Source organism: Bradyrhizobium sp. SZCCT0148, assembly GCF_018129985.1.
Lineage (GTDB): Bacteria > Pseudomonadota > Alphaproteobacteria > Rhizobiales > Xanthobacteraceae > Bradyrhizobium > Bradyrhizobium japonicum_H.
Map to the genome: position 1 here is coordinate 1,254,848 of NZ_JAFCKT010000001.1, position 17,785 is coordinate 1,272,632.

At 64.7% G+C, this 17,785-nt stretch carries 12 protein-coding genes and 1 pseudogene; 4 read left to right on the forward strand and 9 right to left on the reverse strand.

What is annotated here, in order from left to right; all coding sequences use genetic code 11:
- Nucleotides 1–511 precede the first annotated feature (511 nt).
- Nucleotides 512–715, reverse strand: a complete 204-nt coding sequence (locus JQ580_RS06055; RefSeq protein ID WP_212278757.1) for a hypothetical protein — start codon at nt 713–715, stop codon at nt 512–514.
- A 242-nt stretch (nt 716–957) separates the two neighbouring features.
- Nucleotides 958–1,977 carry a tryptophan--tRNA ligase gene (trpS, locus tag JQ580_RS06060; protein ID WP_212278758.1) on the reverse strand — a complete coding sequence of 340 codons (1,020 nt, stop codon included), beginning with the start codon at nt 1,975–1,977 and terminating at the stop codon, nt 958–960.
- A 367-nt stretch (nt 1,978–2,344) separates the two neighbouring features.
- Between trpS and JQ580_RS06065 the strand changes: the two are divergent.
- Nucleotides 2,345–3,104, forward strand: a pseudogene (locus tag JQ580_RS06065) (IS5 family transposase).
- Nucleotides 3,105–3,113: 9 nt separating this feature from the next.
- On the opposite strand, the gene JQ580_RS06070 reads toward JQ580_RS06065, so the two are convergent.
- The 5 genes from JQ580_RS06070 to JQ580_RS34200 all read right to left on the reverse strand — a co-directional run bounded on the left by JQ580_RS06070 (nt 3,114) and on the right by JQ580_RS34200 (nt 10,857).
- Nucleotides 3,114–3,995 (reverse strand): NAD(P)-dependent oxidoreductase, encoded by an 882-nt coding sequence (locus tag JQ580_RS06070; RefSeq protein ID WP_212278759.1) that lies wholly within the window; start codon nt 3,993–3,995, stop codon nt 3,114–3,116.
- 1 nt (nt 3,996) lies between these two features.
- Nucleotides 3,997–5,128 (reverse strand): peptide chain release factor 2 gene (prfB, locus tag JQ580_RS06075; RefSeq protein ID WP_212278760.1). Its coding sequence is split into 2 segments (ribosomal slippage): nt 3,997–5,058 and nt 5,060–5,128, totalling 1,131 coding nucleotides; the frame shifts between segments, so codons are not numbered across the junction.
- A 186-nt stretch (nt 5,129–5,314) separates the two neighbouring features.
- On the reverse strand, nt 5,315–7,822 hold the full coding sequence (locus JQ580_RS06080) for a penicillin-binding protein 1A (protein WP_212278761.1): 2,508 nt from the start codon (nt 7,820–7,822) through the stop codon (nt 5,315–5,317).
- Nucleotides 7,823–8,111: 289 nt separating this feature from the next.
- Nucleotides 8,112–9,407 (reverse strand): N-acetylmuramoyl-L-alanine amidase, encoded by a 1,296-nt coding sequence (locus tag JQ580_RS06085; RefSeq protein ID WP_212278762.1) that lies wholly within the window; start codon nt 9,405–9,407, stop codon nt 8,112–8,114.
- 613 nt (nt 9,408–10,020) lie between these two features.
- Complete coding sequence (locus tag JQ580_RS34200) at nt 10,021–10,857, reverse strand: hypothetical protein (RefSeq protein WP_311982162.1); 837 nt, start codon at nt 10,855–10,857, stop codon at nt 10,021–10,023.
- 45 nt (nt 10,858–10,902) lie between these two features.
- Here JQ580_RS34200 and JQ580_RS06090 point away from each other — a divergent pair, with 45 nt between their 5' ends.
- Together JQ580_RS06090 and JQ580_RS06095 are read left to right on the forward strand one after the other, a co-directional pair.
- The gene (locus JQ580_RS06090) at nt 10,903–13,203 is read left to right on the forward strand and encodes an Rne/Rng family ribonuclease (RefSeq protein WP_311982163.1); all 2,301 of its coding nucleotides are present in this window, start codon (nt 10,903–10,905) and stop codon (nt 13,201–13,203) included.
- 67 nt (nt 13,204–13,270) lie between these two features.
- Nucleotides 13,271–14,503, forward strand: coding sequence for an NAD(P)/FAD-dependent oxidoreductase (locus tag JQ580_RS06095; RefSeq protein ID WP_212278764.1), 1,233 nt, complete (start codon nt 13,271–13,273; stop codon nt 14,501–14,503).
- 28 nt (nt 14,504–14,531) lie between these two features.
- Here the strand turns inward: JQ580_RS06095 and JQ580_RS06100 are convergent, their stop codons facing one another.
- The gene (locus tag JQ580_RS06100; RefSeq protein WP_212278765.1) at nt 14,532–15,368 is read right to left on the reverse strand and encodes a helix-turn-helix transcriptional regulator; all 837 of its coding nucleotides are present in this window, start codon (nt 15,366–15,368) and stop codon (nt 14,532–14,534) included.
- A 105-nt stretch (nt 15,369–15,473) separates the two neighbouring features.
- Here JQ580_RS06100 and JQ580_RS06105 point away from each other — a divergent pair, with 105 nt between their 5' ends.
- Nucleotides 15,474–16,358: an SDR family oxidoreductase gene (locus tag JQ580_RS06105; RefSeq protein ID WP_212278766.1), complete on the forward strand. Its 885-nt coding sequence runs from the start codon at nt 15,474–15,476 to the stop codon at nt 16,356–16,358.
- A gap of 26 nt (nt 16,359–16,384) precedes the next feature.
- Here the strand turns inward: JQ580_RS06105 and JQ580_RS06110 are convergent, their stop codons facing one another.
- Nucleotides 16,385–17,719 carry a dicarboxylate/amino acid:cation symporter gene (locus JQ580_RS06110; RefSeq protein ID WP_212278767.1) on the reverse strand — a complete coding sequence of 445 codons (1,335 nt, stop codon included), beginning with the start codon at nt 17,717–17,719 and terminating at the stop codon, nt 16,385–16,387.
- Nucleotides 17,720–17,785: the final 66 nt, after the last annotated feature.

The following is a 17,785-nucleotide window of genomic DNA, read 5'->3' on the forward strand; positions in this document are numbered from 1 at the left end:
GCTTCACCGCGTTTCCCTCTACCTGAGGCACAAGTGGTTTTGGTGTGGTGCGCGATTTTCCCACTCGGCGCCTTCTCCGAGGCAAGCGGATGCGCCGTCTACGGGAGCGTCACTAATCCCGACGCGCTTGTGCCAATAGTCCGCGCCTGTCGAAGCCGACGCTTCGAGCGGCAGGCCCGACCAAGTCGGCGTGACCCAGACGCGAACGCGACTCCCGTCGACTTCCCGTAGTTTGCCGGGCATCATAAGGTGACCCGGAATGCTAGCGTAACTGATGTCACTGACCGAAAGTCGCCAGAAGGAAAAGCTACCGCCGACGTGTTCCCGCTGCGGTTCATTCCCCCGTCTCGTCCAGCACCTTCTCGATCCTACCAATGGCCGTTCCGTGCGCTTGTTCGTGTGCGAATGCGGTGGCCGCGTTTGGGACGAGTAGCGCTCCCAAACCCGGTCGTCGCATCCCGGCAGGTCAACAGCTACGGCGTCGCCGTAAATAGCGCGCCTCCTTATGTTCCTAATCTGGAGGCCTGAGACCAGGCGAGTCGAGCCACTCGCTCATGTGCGATCCGGTCTCGGCTTGCCGGGCCTTGCGAAGGGTTTCATCACGAGCATGTCCAGGGGGAAGGCGCTCGGCCTCCTCGCGCAGGCGCCTGGCTTCGTCGACGAGGCGCGCTTCGAGGGAGATGGTTTGCTTCACTCTGCGGCGCTTCTCGGACACGGTCTCCTCCTCCCTATTTCGTCCGCTGACGCCGTAACGGCCATCTGGATGTTTGGTTCCTCAGGTCCGCACACTCCCTTCGCGGGTATGCAGGTCGGGCAGCGCCGATACCAGTCTCGCGCTGATACCGCGGCTGATCAGCGACGGTCGCTGGATGTCGGCTGACGGTCAAAAGCGTGCCCTCGCACATCATGCCGCGATTGGTCTGCTATGGGCCATATCCCGGCTGGCCCCCAATCCGATCAATCTAGGGCAAATAGACCAAGCGCGGCACGAACATCGCGCAAAGTGGCATCTGTTATCTCCCGCGCTCGCATTGTGCCACGCTTGACGACTTGGCGCACATAGCCGGGATCACGAGCGAGTGCGCGGCGACGGTCTCGGATTGGCGCGAGAAGCGCCTGCAGCACGTCATCCAGACGTTTCTTCACAATGCTGTCGCCCAAACCGCCACGGATGTAGCGTGCCTTGAAATCCTCAACCGCAACGTGATCTTCGTCGAACGCATCCAGGTACGTGAAAACAACGTTGCCTTCGACGCGACCCGGGTCGGATGCCTTTATATGGTTTGGATCAGTGAACATACGCCGGACAGCCTCACGTATTTCATCGACCGTGGCTGATAACTGAATAACGTTGCCCTGCGACTTGCTCATTTTGGCTTTGCCGTCGATGCCTGGAAGGCGTCCGATGCGAGGAATAAGCGCGCGGGCTTCGGGCAACACGTCAACACCAGCTTGGCGATTGATGCGGCGAACGACCTCATTGGTTTGCTCGATCAATGGAGCTTGGTCTTCCCCAACCGGGACAATCGTCGCTTTGAAACCGGTGATGTCGGCGGCCTGGGCGACGGGATAGCATAGAAAGCCTGCTGGTATATCTCTGCCAAAACCTCGCGCCTGGATTTCGTCCTTGATGGTTGGGTTGCGCTCAAGCCGGGCCACCGTGACATAGTTCATGTACAGCAGGGTCAAATCGGCAAGTGCCGGGAGATGCGATTGAAGACAGATCGTGGTCAGGTTCGGGTCGATCCCGACAGCCAGGTAGTCTGTCGCGATCTCAAGGACATTGTCACGCACCCGACCAGGATTGTGCGCGTTGTCCGTGAGTGCCTGGGCATCCGCCAGCAGCAAATATTGCTGGTGCGTCGTCTGTAGGGTGACGCGGTTCTTCAACGAACCGACGTAGTGCCCCAGGTGCAACGGACCGGTGGTTCTGTCGCCGGTCAAGATAACAGGGAGTGCGGTTGACGAATGTTGCATCACGGTTCTCCAGATAAGAACCGCCATTCAATCGGACTGTCGATGCAGGCAACCTCGCAAGCCGATGAACGGCGGCGACGGTTGGGTGAATGACAAAGCCGTGCCGCTCCTAAGTGGAGCGCCACCACAAGTTCGCGAACATGATCACGACGATAGTCATGCCACCGATATTGACGAAACTTCAGTGGAAAGCAAGCGGGCTGGATGTCTCAAATGGGTCACAAGCAACCGAACGCCTTCAACAGCGAAGACGTCCGCTTGCCTTGCCAAGCTGAACTCCATGAGTCCCGCCCTAGGGTCCGTACTCAATAAGGTCTGGCGTTGGAGTTGAGTTGCTGATTCAAGGATTCCGGGAGGAGCCTTGGAGATGGCAAAGCAGGTTCAGTGGCTGAGTGATGAGGAGTGGTCTCGGATCGAGCCGCTGCTGCCGCGGGGGCGCAAAGGTGCGCATCGGGTGGACGATCGCCGAGTAATCTCGGGGATCGTGCACATGTTGAAGAGTGGGGCGCGATGGCGCGACTGCCCTCCTGAGTTTGGGCCCTACACAACGGTCTACAATCGCTTCAACCGGTGGAGCCGGCAGGGTCTGTGGCTGCAGATGTTCCAAGCTCTGACGGGGCATAATGGCATCTTTGACGGAGCGGCGATCGATGCCACCCACGTCAAAGCGCACCGCTCCGCCGCCGGCGCAAAAGGGGGGCCTTCTCCCAAGCAATAGGCCGCTCGCGTGGTGGCCGGACGACCAAGATCCACGGCCTGGTCGATGATCGCGGCAAGCCTCGCGTCCTGCTGCTCAGCGCCGGAAACATCAACGACATCAGCATGGCTGAGGCCTTGATCCAAGCTGCAGGCCCTTTCCGAAGGCTCCTGGCCGATAAGGGGTACGATGCAAACCACCTGCGGCGTCGCCTCGCCGAACGCGGCGCCGAGGCCGTCATCCCTTCAACAACCTCGCGCCGCGACCCGATTCCCTACGACATCATGCCTATAAAGATCGAAACCGCGTCGAGCGCATGTGGTGTAGACTTAAGGACTTCAGACGTGTCGCAACCCGATACGACAAGCTCGCCGCAAACTACCTCTCAGGCGTCCTGATCGCGGCTGCCTGTGCTTACTGGCTCAATTGAGTCCGGACCCTAGGACGGCTTCTTCGGCCGCGACACCAGCTCGATCATCCGGCCTTCGTCGTCATCGGGCATCGTGGCTTTCGCCTGCGCGTAGGAGTCGACCGCGGCGCGCGCGACCAGCGGCTTGTCGGCTAAAAGGCTCTCGGCGAGCCTCACCGCATAGGCGGCATCCTTGTGCCGCAGCGCTGTCGTGAAGGTCGCACCGCTGAAATCGCGGGCGACCATGCGCTTGGAGTGGCGCTGCACCTGCGGGCTTGCGGCCACACCCGCCTGGATCGATTCCAGCACCAGGTTCATGTCGAGCCCGGCCTGCTCGGCGATGGCAAGGCCCTCGGCAAGGCCGGCGATCTGGATTGCGCCCATCAGGTTGTTGATGAGTTTGTAGACCGTGCCGGCGCCAACTGGTCCGAAATGGCGGATGGTCGAGCCGATCGGCGCGAGATACGGCCGCGCGCGATCGAGGTCAGCCGCATTGGCGCCGACCAGCAGCGTCAGTTTTCCGGCGGCGGCCGCATCGGGCAAACCCGTTACGGGGCAATCGATATAGATGAGGCTGCGCGCGTTGAGTTCACGCCCCATCTCGCGCGCATGGTCATGGGAGACGGTGGAGCATTCGATCGCGATGGTGCCGGATTTCGCCGTCTTCGCCGCGCCCTTCGGCCCGAGCCACACCGCGCGCGAGGCCTCGTCGTCGGCCACCATGGTCACGACCGCATCGGCATCGATCGCGGCGTCCTCGGGCGAAGTCGCCCAAAGCGCGCCGCGTGCGATCAGATCTTCCGCCTTGGCCTTGCTGCGATTCCACAGCGTTACCGTGAAGCCGGCATCGAGATAGCGGCCGGCCATGCCGTGACCCATCCGCCCGAGCCCGATGAAGGCGACGCGTGCCATGCTAATCGACGTCCTCGATGTCGGCACCGGGAGTGCCGAAGGCGCGCTGCGCCAGCGTTGCGGCCATGAAGTCGTCGAGATCGCCGCCGAGCACGCCCGAGGTGTCCGAGGTCTGCACCCCCGTGCGCAGATCCTTCACCATCTGGTAGGGCTGGAGCACGTAGGAGCGGATCTGGTGGCCCCAGCCGATATCGGTCTTGGCGGCCTGGTCGGCGGCCGCCTTCTCCTCGCGCTTCTTCAGCTCCATTTCATAAAGTCGAGCGCGCAGCATGTCCCAGGCCTGCGCCCGGTTCTTGTGCTGGGAGCGGCCGGCCTGGCAGACCACCGCGACACCGGTCGGAATGTGGGTCAGCCGCACCGCGGATTCGGTCTTGTTGACGTGCTGACCGCCGGCGCCGCCCGAACGCATGGTGTCGACGCGGACGTCGGATTCCTTGATGTCGATCTTGATGCTGTCGTCGATGACGGGAAACACCTGAACGCTCGAGAACGAGGTGTGTCGCCGCGCGTTGGAATCGAACGGCGAGATGCGCACCAGGCGATGCACGCCCGCTTCGGTCTTCAGCCAGCCGTAGGCGTTGTGGCCGGAGACCTGGATGGTCGCGGACTTGATGCCGGCCTCTTCGCCCTCGGACTCTTCCAGCACTTCGACCTTGAAGCCGTGGTTCTCGGCCCAGCGTGTGTACATGCGCAGCAGCATCTGCGCCCAGTCCTGGCTCTCGGTGCCGCCGGCGCCGGCATGGACCTCGAGATAGGAATCGAACCGGTCGGCTTCGCCCGACAGCAGCGCCTCGAGTTCGCGCCGCGCCACTTCCTTCTTGAGAGTCTTCAACGCGGCTTCGGCCTCAGCAACCACGCCGGCATCGCCCTCGGCCTCGCCGAGCTCGATCATGCCGATATCGTCTTCGAGCTCCTGCTCGACCTTGCCGATGCCGCCAAGCGAATCCTCGAGCGAGGTCCGCTCCTGCATCAGCTTCTGTGCCTTCTGGGGATCGTTCCAGAGGTTGGGATCTTCTGCGAGCTTGTTCAGCTCAGCGAGGCGCGCCGTCGATTTCTCGACGTCAAAGATGCCTCCTCAGCAGCCCGACTGACTGCTTGATCTCTTCTACCAACCGTTCGATTTCGGCGCGCATGTCGTTCTCTGGTCTCGCGGAATGGGTCCGCGTTACGCGCATGATCCGGGAAAGTGCGAAGCGGCTTCCCGGGAGTTCATGAGCAAGGCAAAATCCAAGGCGCGATCAACATCGCGCGTGACGGGGATGTAACGGTGGCAGCGCCAAAGCGCAACCGCCCGCCTCGTCCGTATCAGGCGTTATCCGCTACCACAGCCCGCCGGTGCCCGGCCGCATGAGGAAGCCGGAGTCCGGCTGCTGCTGCTGCGAGGCCGGCATGCCGCCGCGCCCGTCGGCGTCGGCCACGCCGATGACCGAATAATTATCCGGCGGCGCCGTGCCCGGCTTGAAGGCTTCGAGGATGGTTCCGCCGGATTCGCCGGGGCCGGCGCGCATGCCGGTCTTGGCGACGACGCGAACCAGCTTGATGCCGGCCGGCACCTTGAACGGCACCGCGGGCTTGTCGGCGAGCGCGAGCTGGAGGAAGTCGCGCGCGATAGGAGCCGCGAGATGGCCACCGGTCGCGGCGTTGCCTTTGCCGAGCGGACGCGGCTTGTCGTAACCCATATAGATGGCCACGGCGACGTCAGGCGAGAAGCCGACGAACCAGGCGTCCTTGGCCTCGTTGGTGGTGCCGGTCTTGCCGGCGATCGGCTTGCCAACCGCCTTGATCACGGTCGCGGTGCCGGCCTGAACCACACCTTCCATCAGCTCGGTGATCTGATAGGCGGTCATGGAGTCCAGCACCTGCTCGCGGCGGTCGATCAGCTGCGGCTCGGCCTGGTTCTTCCAGCCGCCCGGCGCGTCGCAGCCGCGGCATTCGCGCTGGTCGTGCTTGAAGATGGTGTGGCCGTAGCGGTCCTGGATACGATCGATCAGCGTCGGCTTCACGCGGCGGCCGCCATTGGCGAGCATCGAGTAGGCCGTGACCATGCGCATCGCCGTCGTCTCGCCGGCGCCCAGCGCGTAGGAGAGATAGTTCGGCAGTTCGTCATAGACGCCGAAACGGCGGGCATATTCCCCGATCAGGGGCATGCCGATGTCCTGCGCCAGCCGCACCGTCACGGTGTTGAGCGACTGTCGCAGCGCGTTGCGCAGCGTCACAGGTCCCTGGAATTTGCCCGAGGAGAAGTTTTCCGGCCGCCATACGCCGGCGCCCTGCCCCTGGTCGATTTCGATGGGGGCGTCGAGCACGACGGTCGAGGGCGTATAGCCGTTGTCGAGCGCCGCCGAATAGACGATCGGCTTGAACGACGAACCCGGCTGCCGATAGGCCTGCGTGGCGCGGTTGAACTGGCTCTGGTCGAACGAGAAGCCACCGACCATCGCGAGCACGCGGCCGGTCCAGGGATCCATCGCCACCATCGCGCCGGACACTTCGGGGATCTGGCGCAACCGGTACTGGCCCTCGACCGGCTGGCCGTCCTTATAAAGCGGATCGGCATAGATCACGTCGCCGGGCTGCAGCACCTGCGACACCGCCGTCGGCGTCTTGCCTTTGGCGCCGCCTTGGGCGGCCCGCGCCCAGCGGACGCCGTCAACCGTGACGATGCCGGTCTCGCGCTGCTTGCTCACGGCGCCGCCGAGCTCGCGGCTCGGCTGGAAACCGATGCGGGCAGACTGGTCGCTGGTCTCCAGTACCACCGCCATGCGCCATGGCGAGATGTCGGAAAGCGATTTGATCTCGGCGAGCTTCACGCCCCAATCGCCCGAAATATCGAGCTTGCTCATGGCGCCGCGATAGCCCTGCTGCTCGTCGTAATTCACGAGCCCCGTAACCATCGCCTTGCGCGCCATCACCTGGATCTTCGGATCGAGCGTGGTGCGGACGGAAAGACCGCCCTCATACAGCTTCTTCTCGCCATAGCGCTCGAAGATGTCGCGGCGGACTTCCTCGGCGAAATATTCGCCGGCGAAGGTGTGGGCGCCGTTGGACCGGTTGGTGACAGCCAGCGGCTCCTTGCGGGCCTTGTCCGCGTCGGCCTGCTTGATCCAGCCGTTCTCTACCAGACGGTCGATGACGTAATTGCGGCGCTCGATGGCGCGGTCACGGTTGCGCACCGGATGCAGCGTTGCCGGCATCTTCGGCAGCGCGGCCAGGTACGACGCTTCCGCCACCGTCAGCTCGTTCACCGACTTGTCGAAATAGACCAGCGACGCGGCCGCGATGCCGTAGGCGCCAAGGCCGAGATAGATTTCGTTCAGATACAGCTCGAGGATCTTGTCCTTCGAGTAGGTCTTCTCGATTCGCATCGCGAGCAAGGCTTCCTTGATCTTGCGGGCGAAAGAGACCTCATTGGTCAACAGGAAGTTCTTGGCGACCTGCTGGGTGATGGTGGAGGCACCCTGCGGACGGCGGTTGGAGCCGTAGTTCTGGATGTAGGCCACGCCGGCGCGCGCCATGCCGGTGTAGTCGATGCCGCCATGCTCGTAGAAATTCTTGTCTTCGGCCGCCAGGAACGCGTTGATCACGAGCTTTGGCACCGCCTGGATCGGCAGGTACAGCCGCCGCTCCTTGGCATATTCGCCGAGCAGCGAGCCGTCGACCGCGTGCACGCGGGTCATCACCGGCGGCTCGTAATCCTGAAGCTGAGAGTAGTCGGGCAAGTCCTTGGAGAAATGCCATATCAAGCCTGCCACGGCCCCGACACCGACAAGGAACACCACCGTTCCCGCGGCGAACAGGAAGCCCATGAACCGCACCAGCAAGCGCATTATGTGTTTATCCGTTCAAACTCTGGATCAGCCCAGTATCAGCCCCATCGGACCTAAAATCGGCACCCCAAACAGGTGCCGACCTCACGTCGCGAATTGGCCGGCTTACGAAATACCATAAGTGCCGGGCTCAAGACGCTTGCCGAACAGGATTTTCACGCGATTCCGGAACCCCCTGCGGCCATTTCTATAAAGCGCCCGCTGTGGCCAAACTAGGGCTTTTGCGGCGGGACCCGAAAACCCTTTCAGCTCGAGGCTCCCGGGTCCTCACTTCAACGATCTCGGACCGTTAATTTGAAGGTCCCGCCGTAGCCATCCGTTTGGTCAGGAACCCGTCGATCGCCTGCGCCATCGAGCCCACCGCGCGGGACCGCCAGCCCTCCGAGACCAGATGCTCGAGGTCACCTTTATTTGAGACGTAGCCGATCTCGACCAGCACCGAGGGCACGTCCGGCGCCTTCAGCACCCGGAAACCCGCGGACTTCAGGGGATGCTTGTGCATCCGCACGGTCGACTTCATCTCGCCCATCAGAAGGCGCGCGAAACGATTTGAAAAGGTGCGGGTTTCCCGCTGGGTGAGGTCGATCAGGATATCGGCGACGTCGGTCGGCTCTTCGGCGAGGTTGAAGCCGGCGATCGCATCCGCCCGGTTTTCAGCGTCCGCCAGCCGCTGCGCCTCGGCGTCGGACGCCTTGTCGGACAGCGTATAGATGGTCGCGCCCTGCGCATCACCCTCGGCGCGAGGCAGCGCATCGGCATGAATGGAGACGAACAAGGCCGCCTTCAGATTGCGGGCGACCTTGGGGCGGTCATTGAGGGGAATGAAGGTGTCGTCGTCCCGCGTCATGACCACCCGGTATTTGCCGGCCTTTTCCAGTCTGTCGCGGAGCGCCAGCCCGAAGGCCAGCACAAGGTTCTTCTCGCTCTCGCCGCTCGACTGCGTGCCGTTGTCGATGCCGCCATGGCCGGGATCGATCACGACCACCGGGCGGCCATCGGCCTTCTGTTGCGCCGTGTCCGGGGCTGCCGCCGCAGGAGCCGTCGCAGGCTTCGCTTCGGCGATCGTCGGGCGCAGCTCGGGGCGGTTTTCGGGTGCGAGCGACTGCACGAAGGCGGTCCGGTCAACCTCCTCCAGTTCCAGCACGAGCCGGGCCGGCTGGCCGTTGGCCGCCTCCACCACATAGGAATTGGCGATCCGGGCCGGTCCGGTCAGGTCGAACACGATTCGCGAGCCGCCGGGCATGACGAGCCCATAGCGGAAGGCCTTGACCAGTCCGCGCCCCGCGCCTCCGGCCCCCGCGGGCAGCTGAAAATTCACCTGCGGCACGTCAACGACGACCCGATAGGGGTCGGCCAGCGTGATGGCGCGGAAGGTGACGGTCTGGTCGAGGTCGAGAATGAAGCGAGTCTGCTTGCCATCGCCGGCCAGCCGGGCGGCGGAGGCGGTTGGAAAATTCGCTACCGCAACAACGGGTTGCGGCTTGCTTTCCGCGGCACTCAGGCGCGAGGAATCAGCACAAGGCAACGCTGCGGCGCACAGCAGAGCGCATCCCAGCAAAACCCGTTGATGTGTGCGGCTCGCCACCGATTCTGTGCCTCCGAGCAGCCCTTTTAACGCAATAGAACCACAGGGTTAATTGATCCTTAATGACAGAAGCGCGAAACTCGCTGACTGTGACCGGCGTGCGACGCTCCCTTGCACCGATGGCCCATTCCTCGTATGAACGGAATGCTGACGGCCGATATTTCCGGTTGTGTCGCATTCAGCCTCCCGGTGCAGCGCCGGAACTCTCAAGGTTTGGGAATTCCAGCGTTTTCCGTTCTCTTCTAACGCCAGCGCGATGCGCGGCAGCGAGGTGGAGCGGGTCAAGCACCGGCGGCGGACGGTCCTGGATTACCACTCGCGTTTCCGGGACAGTCTGACGGCGACGTGACCCATTACCCGGTCCTTTGATCCCAAGGGAGCGGTTCGTGACACCAAGGCGAGCGCGCTCGCGCCATGCCTGGCCAGCAGCAACTGATTGAAGGGCGGCCTCACCGCCCAGTGTTTCATACGGGCCGACGCTTGATGCGCCAGACTGTGCCGACGAAATCTGAAGGATCATTCGCGACGCTGCGGAGTGAAAATCCCGCGCGCCGCCGTGGCCCTGAAGCTTCCGGTTCGGCAAGGCGCGAGAGACGGCGTTTTGGCCTTCCCCTCACCCCCGAATCAGGTGGACCGTCGCGTCACCCGGCAGCGCAGCTCGCGCCCACGGTGAAAAGCGCCCGCCGCCGCCAAGAGTTAAGACATGCCCAACAAGATGTTGATCGATGCCACCCACCCGGAGGAGACCCGGGTCGTCGTGGTCCGCGGCAATCGCGTCGAAGAGTTTGATTTCGAGACCGCGCAACGCAAGCAACTGCGCGGGAATATCTACCTGGCCAAGGTCACAAGGGTCGAACCCTCGCTCCAGGCCGCTTTCGTCGAATATGGCGGCAACCGCCACGGCTTCCTCGCCTTCAGCGAAATCCATCCCGACTATTATCAGATCCCGGTCGCGGACCGGCAGGCGCTGATCGAGGCCGAGGAACAGGCCCATCGCGAGGCCGAGGAAGAGAGCGAGAACCGCTCCCACGGCCGCCGCCGCTCGCGCCACCGCAACTCCCGCCGACGCAGTCACGGCGAACGCGTCCGCAGCGACGTCGTCGAAGGCGCCGATCCCACGGCCCAGCCGGTCGAGAGCGAGGCCCTGATTGCCGAAGGCGCGCCGCACGAGGGTGAGCATCTGCACGCCGATGCGGAGCACCAGGGCGGGCACGATCATCACGACCACGAACATCACGACCATGGCGATCATGATCACCACGATCATGACCACCAGGACCACGCGCACGATCATCAACACGGCCACGGCGACGATCACGCGCATGATCATGACCATGGTCACGATCATCACGAGCATCATCACGCCGATGAGGCCCCCGCGCCTGTCGCGGCCGTCGGCGCCGAACCCGCGGTTGCTACCGAACCGCAGGCCCAGACCTTCGAGGCTCACGTCTCCGAGTCCCACGAAACGCATGCCGAGGATCTCGCCGAAGCCGTGACCGCTTCGACTGAGCCGGCCGACGCCGTCTACGGCGAGGCCCCGCATGCCGAGGCTGCGGACACAAACGGCGAGGACGACGAGGATGAGGACGAGGACGACGAGGAAGCCGAAGAGGAAGTCGTCGAATCCGTCGGCGGCGACGACGTGCTGGAGGAGGTGCCGGAGCGGACCTTCCGCCCGCGCCGCCAGTACAAGATCCAGGAAGTCATCAAGCGCCGGCAGGTGATGCTGGTGCAGGTCGTCAAGGAAGAGCGCGGCAACAAGGGCGCGGCGCTGACCACCTATCTCTCGCTCGCCGGCCGCTATGCCGTGTTGATGCCGAACACCGCCCGCGGCGGCGGCATCAGCCGCAAGATCACCAGCGCTCAGGACCGCTCGCGCCTGAAGGAAGTGGTGCAGGATCTGGACGTGCCGGAGGGCATGGGCATCATCCTGCGCACCGCCGGCGCCGCCCGCACCAAGCCCGAGATCAAGCGCGACTTCGAATATCTGATCCGGATGTGGGAGACGGTGCGCGATCTGACGCTGAAGTCGCAGGCCCCGACCCTCGTCTACGAGGAAGGCTCGCTGATCAAGCGTTCGCTGCGCGACCTCTACAACAAGGAGATCGACGAGATCTCGGTTGCCGGTGAAGCCGGCTACCGCGAAGCCCGCGACTTCATGAAGATGCTGATGCCCGCCAATGTCAGCGCGGTGAAGCAGTATCGCGACGGCCAGCCGCTGTTCTCGCGCATGGGCGTGGAAAGCCAGCTCGACGCGATGTTCTCGCCGACCGTGCAGCTGCGCTCCGGCGGCTACATCGTGATCAATCAGACCGAGGCGCTGGTCTCGATCGACGTCAACTCCGGCCGCTCGACCCGCGAGCACCATATCGAGGACACTGCGCTCAAGACCAATCTGGAAGCGTCCGAAGAGGTCGCCCGCCAGCTTCGTCTGCGCGACCTCGCCGGCCTGATCGTCATCGACTTCATCGACATGGACGAGAAGCGCAACAACCGCGCAGTCGAGCGCAAGCTGTCGGATTGCCTGCGGCAGGACCGCGCGCGCATCCAGGTCGGCCGCATCTCGCATTTCGGCCTGCTCGAGATGTCGCGCCAGCGCATCCGCGCCAGCGTGCTCGAGAGTTCGACTGATCCTTGCCCGCATTGCGGCGGCACCGGTCATGTCCGCTCGGTGTCTTCGGTGGCGCTGCAGTTGCTGCGCGGCCTTGAGGAGATCCTGATGAAGGGCGCGACCCACAATCTGGTGGTCCGCACCCGCACCGATGTCGCGCTTTACGTGCTGAACCACAAGCGCGGCCATCTGCGCGATCTCGAGAACGGCTTCAAGGTGACGCTGTCGGTCATCGCCGACCCAAGCGTCAGTGGGCCGCAGGCCTATCTGATCGACCGCGGCGAGCAGGTCCACACGCTGGAAGCAGCCAAGGCGCTGCTGGCAGCGCAGGCGGCCGCGAGCCCGCCCCCGCTGGCGGAAGAGGCCTTCGACGACGAGGACGGTTTCGACATCGAGACCGAATCCGAGGTCGAGACCGAGGAGAGCGAAGGCCTCGTTGAAGAGGCTACAGGCGAGGCAGGTTCCGAGCAGGACGGCCAGCGCCGCAAGCGGCGCCGGCGCCGGCGCGGCCGCGGTGGCCAGCGCGACGGCGAGTTGCGTGAGGATAGCCCCGCCACCCTTCCCGAGCCGGCTGTCGCGGCCGGTGAAGGCGAAGAGGATGTCGAGTCCGAACAGGATGGCGAAGAGGGCGAGGAGCAGGCGGCTCGCGGTGAGCAGCAGGGAAGCGCTGACCGCCGCCGCCGGCGCGGTCGCCGTGGCGGACGCCGTCGGCGTGGAAGCGGCGAGGAAGGTCTCGCAGGCTCCATCAGCGACGAACTCGGTACCAGTCAGCCGCCAGAAGCATCCGACGCAGTCGCCGATTTTGACGGCTTCCGCGGCGAGGCTGCGCCGTCGATCGCCCAACCCGATCACACCGCCGAGCATTCCGCCGGGCCTGAGGTCTCGCAGCCCGAGCCGCGCGCCGAGGTGAAGACCGAGGCGGCGCCACCGGCCCAGCCGGAGCCCGTTGCCGCAGAGGAAGAGCCCGCCGACGACAAGGCCGCGCGACGCCGCTCCACGGTCCGTGAAAAGGTGAGCTTCCTGTCGAGCAGCCCGAGCGAGCCGCCGGCAGCCCCGGTGGCGCAGGCGCCGGAGCCGGCCACACCGCCGGTATCTCAGCCCGCGCCGGAGCCGGCAGCCGAAACGCCGGCCACGCCACGCCGCGCCGGCTGGTGGTCCCGCCGCTTCGGCGGCGGCGAATAAAACCGAACACTCAAGAGAAAACGCCCGGTCAAGCCGGGCGTTTTTTGATTTGGCGAGGGCAGTTTCAATGCAAAGCGCAATCGTTCTCGGCGGCGGCATGATCGGCGTGAGCGCGGCGCTGCACCTCCAGCAGCGCGGCTGGACCGTCACGCTCGTCGACCGCAGGGAGCCCGGGCGCGAGACCAGTTACGGCAACGCCGGGATGATCCAGGCCGAAGCGGTCCGTCCCTATCCGATGCCGCGCGACCTTGCCTCGCTCCTGAAGATCGCGACCGGCCGCACCAACGACGTGCGCTACAGCCTGTCGTCGCTTCATCTCCATATCGAGCCCCTGCTCCGTTACTGGTGGCATTCGGCGCCGAAGCGCCATCGCGAGGCGATCGAGGCATGGGCACGGCTGATCGCCTACGCGACGAGCGAGCACGACATCCTCATTCGCGAAGCCCATGCCGATAATCTCATCCGCCGCGCCGGCTACCGCGCGCTGTACCGTGATGCTGCCGCCCTGGAGCACTCGGTCAAGGACGCCGAACAAGACCAGCGCGAGTTCGGCGTGAATTTTCGCGTGCTCTCGGGTAGCGAGCTTGCCAAGGCAGAGCCGGTGCTGCGCGACGATCTCCCCGGCGCGATCCACTGGCTCGACACCTGGACGGTGTCCGACCCCGGCGCGCTGGTCACGGCCTATGCCGAGCTGTTCGAGCGCCGCGGCGGCACCATCGTGCTCGGCGATGCACAGTCGATGCGGCAGACCGCGACCGGCTGGTCGGTCGATACGGACCAAGGGCGCCTCGACGCCGCCCACGCCGTCGTGACCCTCGGGCCGTGGTCGCCCGATCTCCTCCACAAATTCGGCTATCGCATCCCCCTGGTGCGCAAGCGCGGCTACCACATGCATTACAGCGGCGGCGCTTCGCTCGACCTGCCGCTGATCGACAAGTCAGGCGGCTATGCCATGGGGCCGATGGCCAAGGGCATTCGCATCACCACAGGAGCCGAGCTGACGAGCCCTGAGGCTCTCGCGACGCCCGTGCAGCTCGCCAGCGCGGAAAGCTCCGCACGCGAACTGATCGACCTCGGCAAGCGCGTCGAGCCGGATCCGTGGTTTGGCACCCGCCCCTGCACGCCCGACATGCTGCCGGTGCTCGGGCAAGCGCCGCGTCATCCGGGCCTCTGGATGAATTTCGGCCACGGCCACCAAGGCTTCACCCTTGGACCGGCGACGGGGCGCCTGCTTGCGGAGATGATGAGCGGCGAGACGCCTACGATCGATCCGACGCCGTACCGGCCCGGGCGGTTCTAAGCCCATCAGGCAAGCTTGCCTGCTTCCGTCAACCTGGTCGCTCGCCAAGCAGCTTTCTGATGCGCTCGGCGTCTTCGGGCGTCGCCGGGTTGTAGACGATCATGCTGAGATCGGAGCGGCCCTCGACGCCGAAGCTCGAAAATTCGAACGACATCATGCCGTGCACCGGGTGACGCAGCCGCTTGGTGCCGTCGCCGTGATGGCGCACGTCGTTGTCGCGCCAGAGCGCGGCAAACTCCGGGCTGGTGCGGCACAACTCATCGACGAAGTCGGCGACATGCGAGACCGCGCCGGCGCGCGCGGCGTCCGCCCGGAACGCGGCCACGACGAAGCGGGCCACGTTGTCCCAGTCATATTGCGCGGCGCGCACGCGCGGATCGCAGAAGATGAAGCGCAGGATGTTGCGCTGTCCCGGCGGGATCGCGCTGTAGTCCGTCAGGACGGCGGTTGCGGCACGATTCCAGGCGACGACGTCCCAGGTTGCGGTCCGCACCAGCGCCGGGCTGAATGCGAGCGCGTCGAGCACGCGCTGCAGCCGCGGCGAGACGCCTTCGCTGGCCTGGTAGCGCACCTCGGGCGGGCGGCCGAGGCCGATCAGGAACAAATGCTCGCGCTCGACATCGGTCAGCATCAACGCGCGGGCGATGCGGTCGAGCACGTCGGCCGACGGTGCTCCGCCCCGGCCCTGCTCCAGCCACGTGTACCAGGTCGGACTGATATTGGCGCGCTGCGCAACCTCCTCGCGGCGCAAGCCGGGCGTGCGCCTGCGATTGCCGGCAAGGCCGAACGCCGCGGCATCGAGCCGGGTGCGGCGATCCCGGAGATAAGCCCCGAGCAGGTTCTCGGCGGTGGCGGTCTCGCTCATGCTGTTAGCTATTATACCCTGATAAGGTCCCTACTTTACCCGGATAGCTGTAACGCGGATGGTCGTCTCCACCAACCCCTCGCTGCCAATTCCTGGAGATATCTCATGCGCGTGTTCGTCACCGGCGCCACCGGCTTCGTCGGCTCCGCCGTTGTTGCCGAATTGATCGCCGCCGGGCACCGCGTCGCCGGCCTTGCCCGAACCGACGCCGGTGCCGCCGCCCTCGCCGCGATGGGCGCGGAGGTCCATCGCGGCTCGCTGGAGGATCACGCCTCCCTGCGCAGCGGCGCGGCCGCCTCCGACGGCGTGCTGCACCTCGCATTCAACCACGACTTCTCGAAGTTCGCCGAGAACTGCGAGCTCGACCGCCGAGCGATCCTCGCGCTCGGCGACGAAGTGAAAGGCTCCGCACGTCCGCTGATCGTCACGTCGGGCGTCGCGCTGCTCGCGCCGGGACGGCTCGCGACCGAGGACGATGCAGCGGCCCGCCAGTTTCCCCGGGTGTCGGAAGCGACCGCCGAAGGGCTCGCCGACCGCGGCATCCACGCCGGCATCGTGCGGCTGCCCCCCACGACCCATGGTGAAGGCGATCACGGCTTTGTCCCGCACCTGATTGCGATCGCCCGCGAGACAGGTGTGGCGGCCTATATCGGCGACGGCATGAACCGCTGGCCGGCCGCCCATCGCTTCGATGCCGCCAGCGTCTTTCGACTGGCGCTCGAACAAGGCGCATCCGCTCGCCGCTATCACGCCATCGCCGAGGAAGGCGTGCCGTTCAAGGCGATCGCGGAGGTGATAGGCAAGAGGCTCGGCGTGCCCGTGGTCTCGAAATCTCCCGACGAGGCCGATTCTCATTTCGGCTGGCTCGCGCGGTTTGCGACTATCGACGTTCCGACCTCGAGCGCGAAGACGCGGGCTGCGCTCGGCTGGGCGCCCAAACAAAAGGGGCTGATCGAGGATCTCGACCAGCCCCATTACTTCAAGGTCTGACAGCGCTGCGCGCTGTCGGATCCCGATCAGTCCGTCGTGATCGCCGTCTCCATGTCGGTCGGATCGATCTGCCTGGAGAGGTTGGCGTTGAGCTTGTCGCGGTCGAGCTCACCCTCCCACCACGCGACGATCACGCAGGCGACGCCGTTGCCGCACAGGTTGGTCAGCGCACGGCACTCGCTCATGAACTTGTCGATGCCGAGCACGATCGCCATGCCCGGCACGAGGCGCGGATCGACCACGGCCAGCGTTGCCGCCAGCGTGATGAAGCCCGCGCCGGTGATGCCGGAGGCGCCCTTTGACGTCAGCATCGCCACGACCAGAATGGTCAGTTGCTGGCTGAAGGTAAGATCGACGCCGAGCGCCTGGGCGATGAAGAGCGTCGCCAACGTCATGTAGATGTTGGTACCGTCGAGGTTGAAAGAGTACCCCGTGGGCACCACGAGGCCGACCACCGACTTGGAGCATCCGAGCCGCTCGAGCTTCTCCATCATCGACGGCAGTGCGCTTTCGGAGGAGGAAGTGCCGAGCACGATCAGCAGTTCGTCCTTGATGTAGGCCAGGAACTTGAAGATCGAGAAGCCGGCGATGCGCGCGATGATGCCGAGCACGACGAACACGAACAGCGCCGCGGTCACGTAGAAGGTCGCAATCAGGCCGAGGAGATTGCCGAGCGCCGTCGGTCCGTACACGCCGATCGTGTAGGCCATTGCGCCAAACGCACCGAGCGGCGCCGCGCGCATGACGATCGAGATGACACCAAACACCGCATGGGCCGCGTCGTCGATGAAACTGCGGATGGTGTGGCCGCGCTCGCCAAGGCTCATGATGGCGAAGCCGAACAGCACCGAGAACAACAGCACCTGAAGGATTTCACCCTGGGCGAACGCGCCGACCACGGTATCGGGAATGATGTGCAGGACGAATTCGGAGCTCTTCTGAGCCTTCGCCTGATCTGCGAACTTCGCAACGGCCTGCGCATTCGCCGCAGCATTGCCGAAGCCTGCACCCGGCTTGACGAGGTTGCCCACGACAAGCCCGATCACCAACGCGAAGGTGGAGACGATCTCGAAATAGATCAGAGCCTTGATGCCGATGCGACCGACCTTCTTGGCGTCCTGGATGTGGGCAATGCCCGAAACGACGGTGCAGAAGATGATCGGTGCGATCACCATCTTGATCAGCTTGATGAAGCCATCGCCCAGCGCCTTGATCCATTCGTTCTTGGCAAAGTCAGGCCATAGCCAGCCGACGATGGCACCGAGCACGATAGCGATCAGCACCTGGACGTAGAGAACCTTGTACCACGGTTTGGCGACGGGCGGCGCGGGAGGCGCCCCCGTCATGGTTGTCGTCGTCATTGTTTCACTCCCCCTCAAAATACTGGGCCAGCCAAGATCAACTTGGCCGGCCCTGTCAATCGGAAC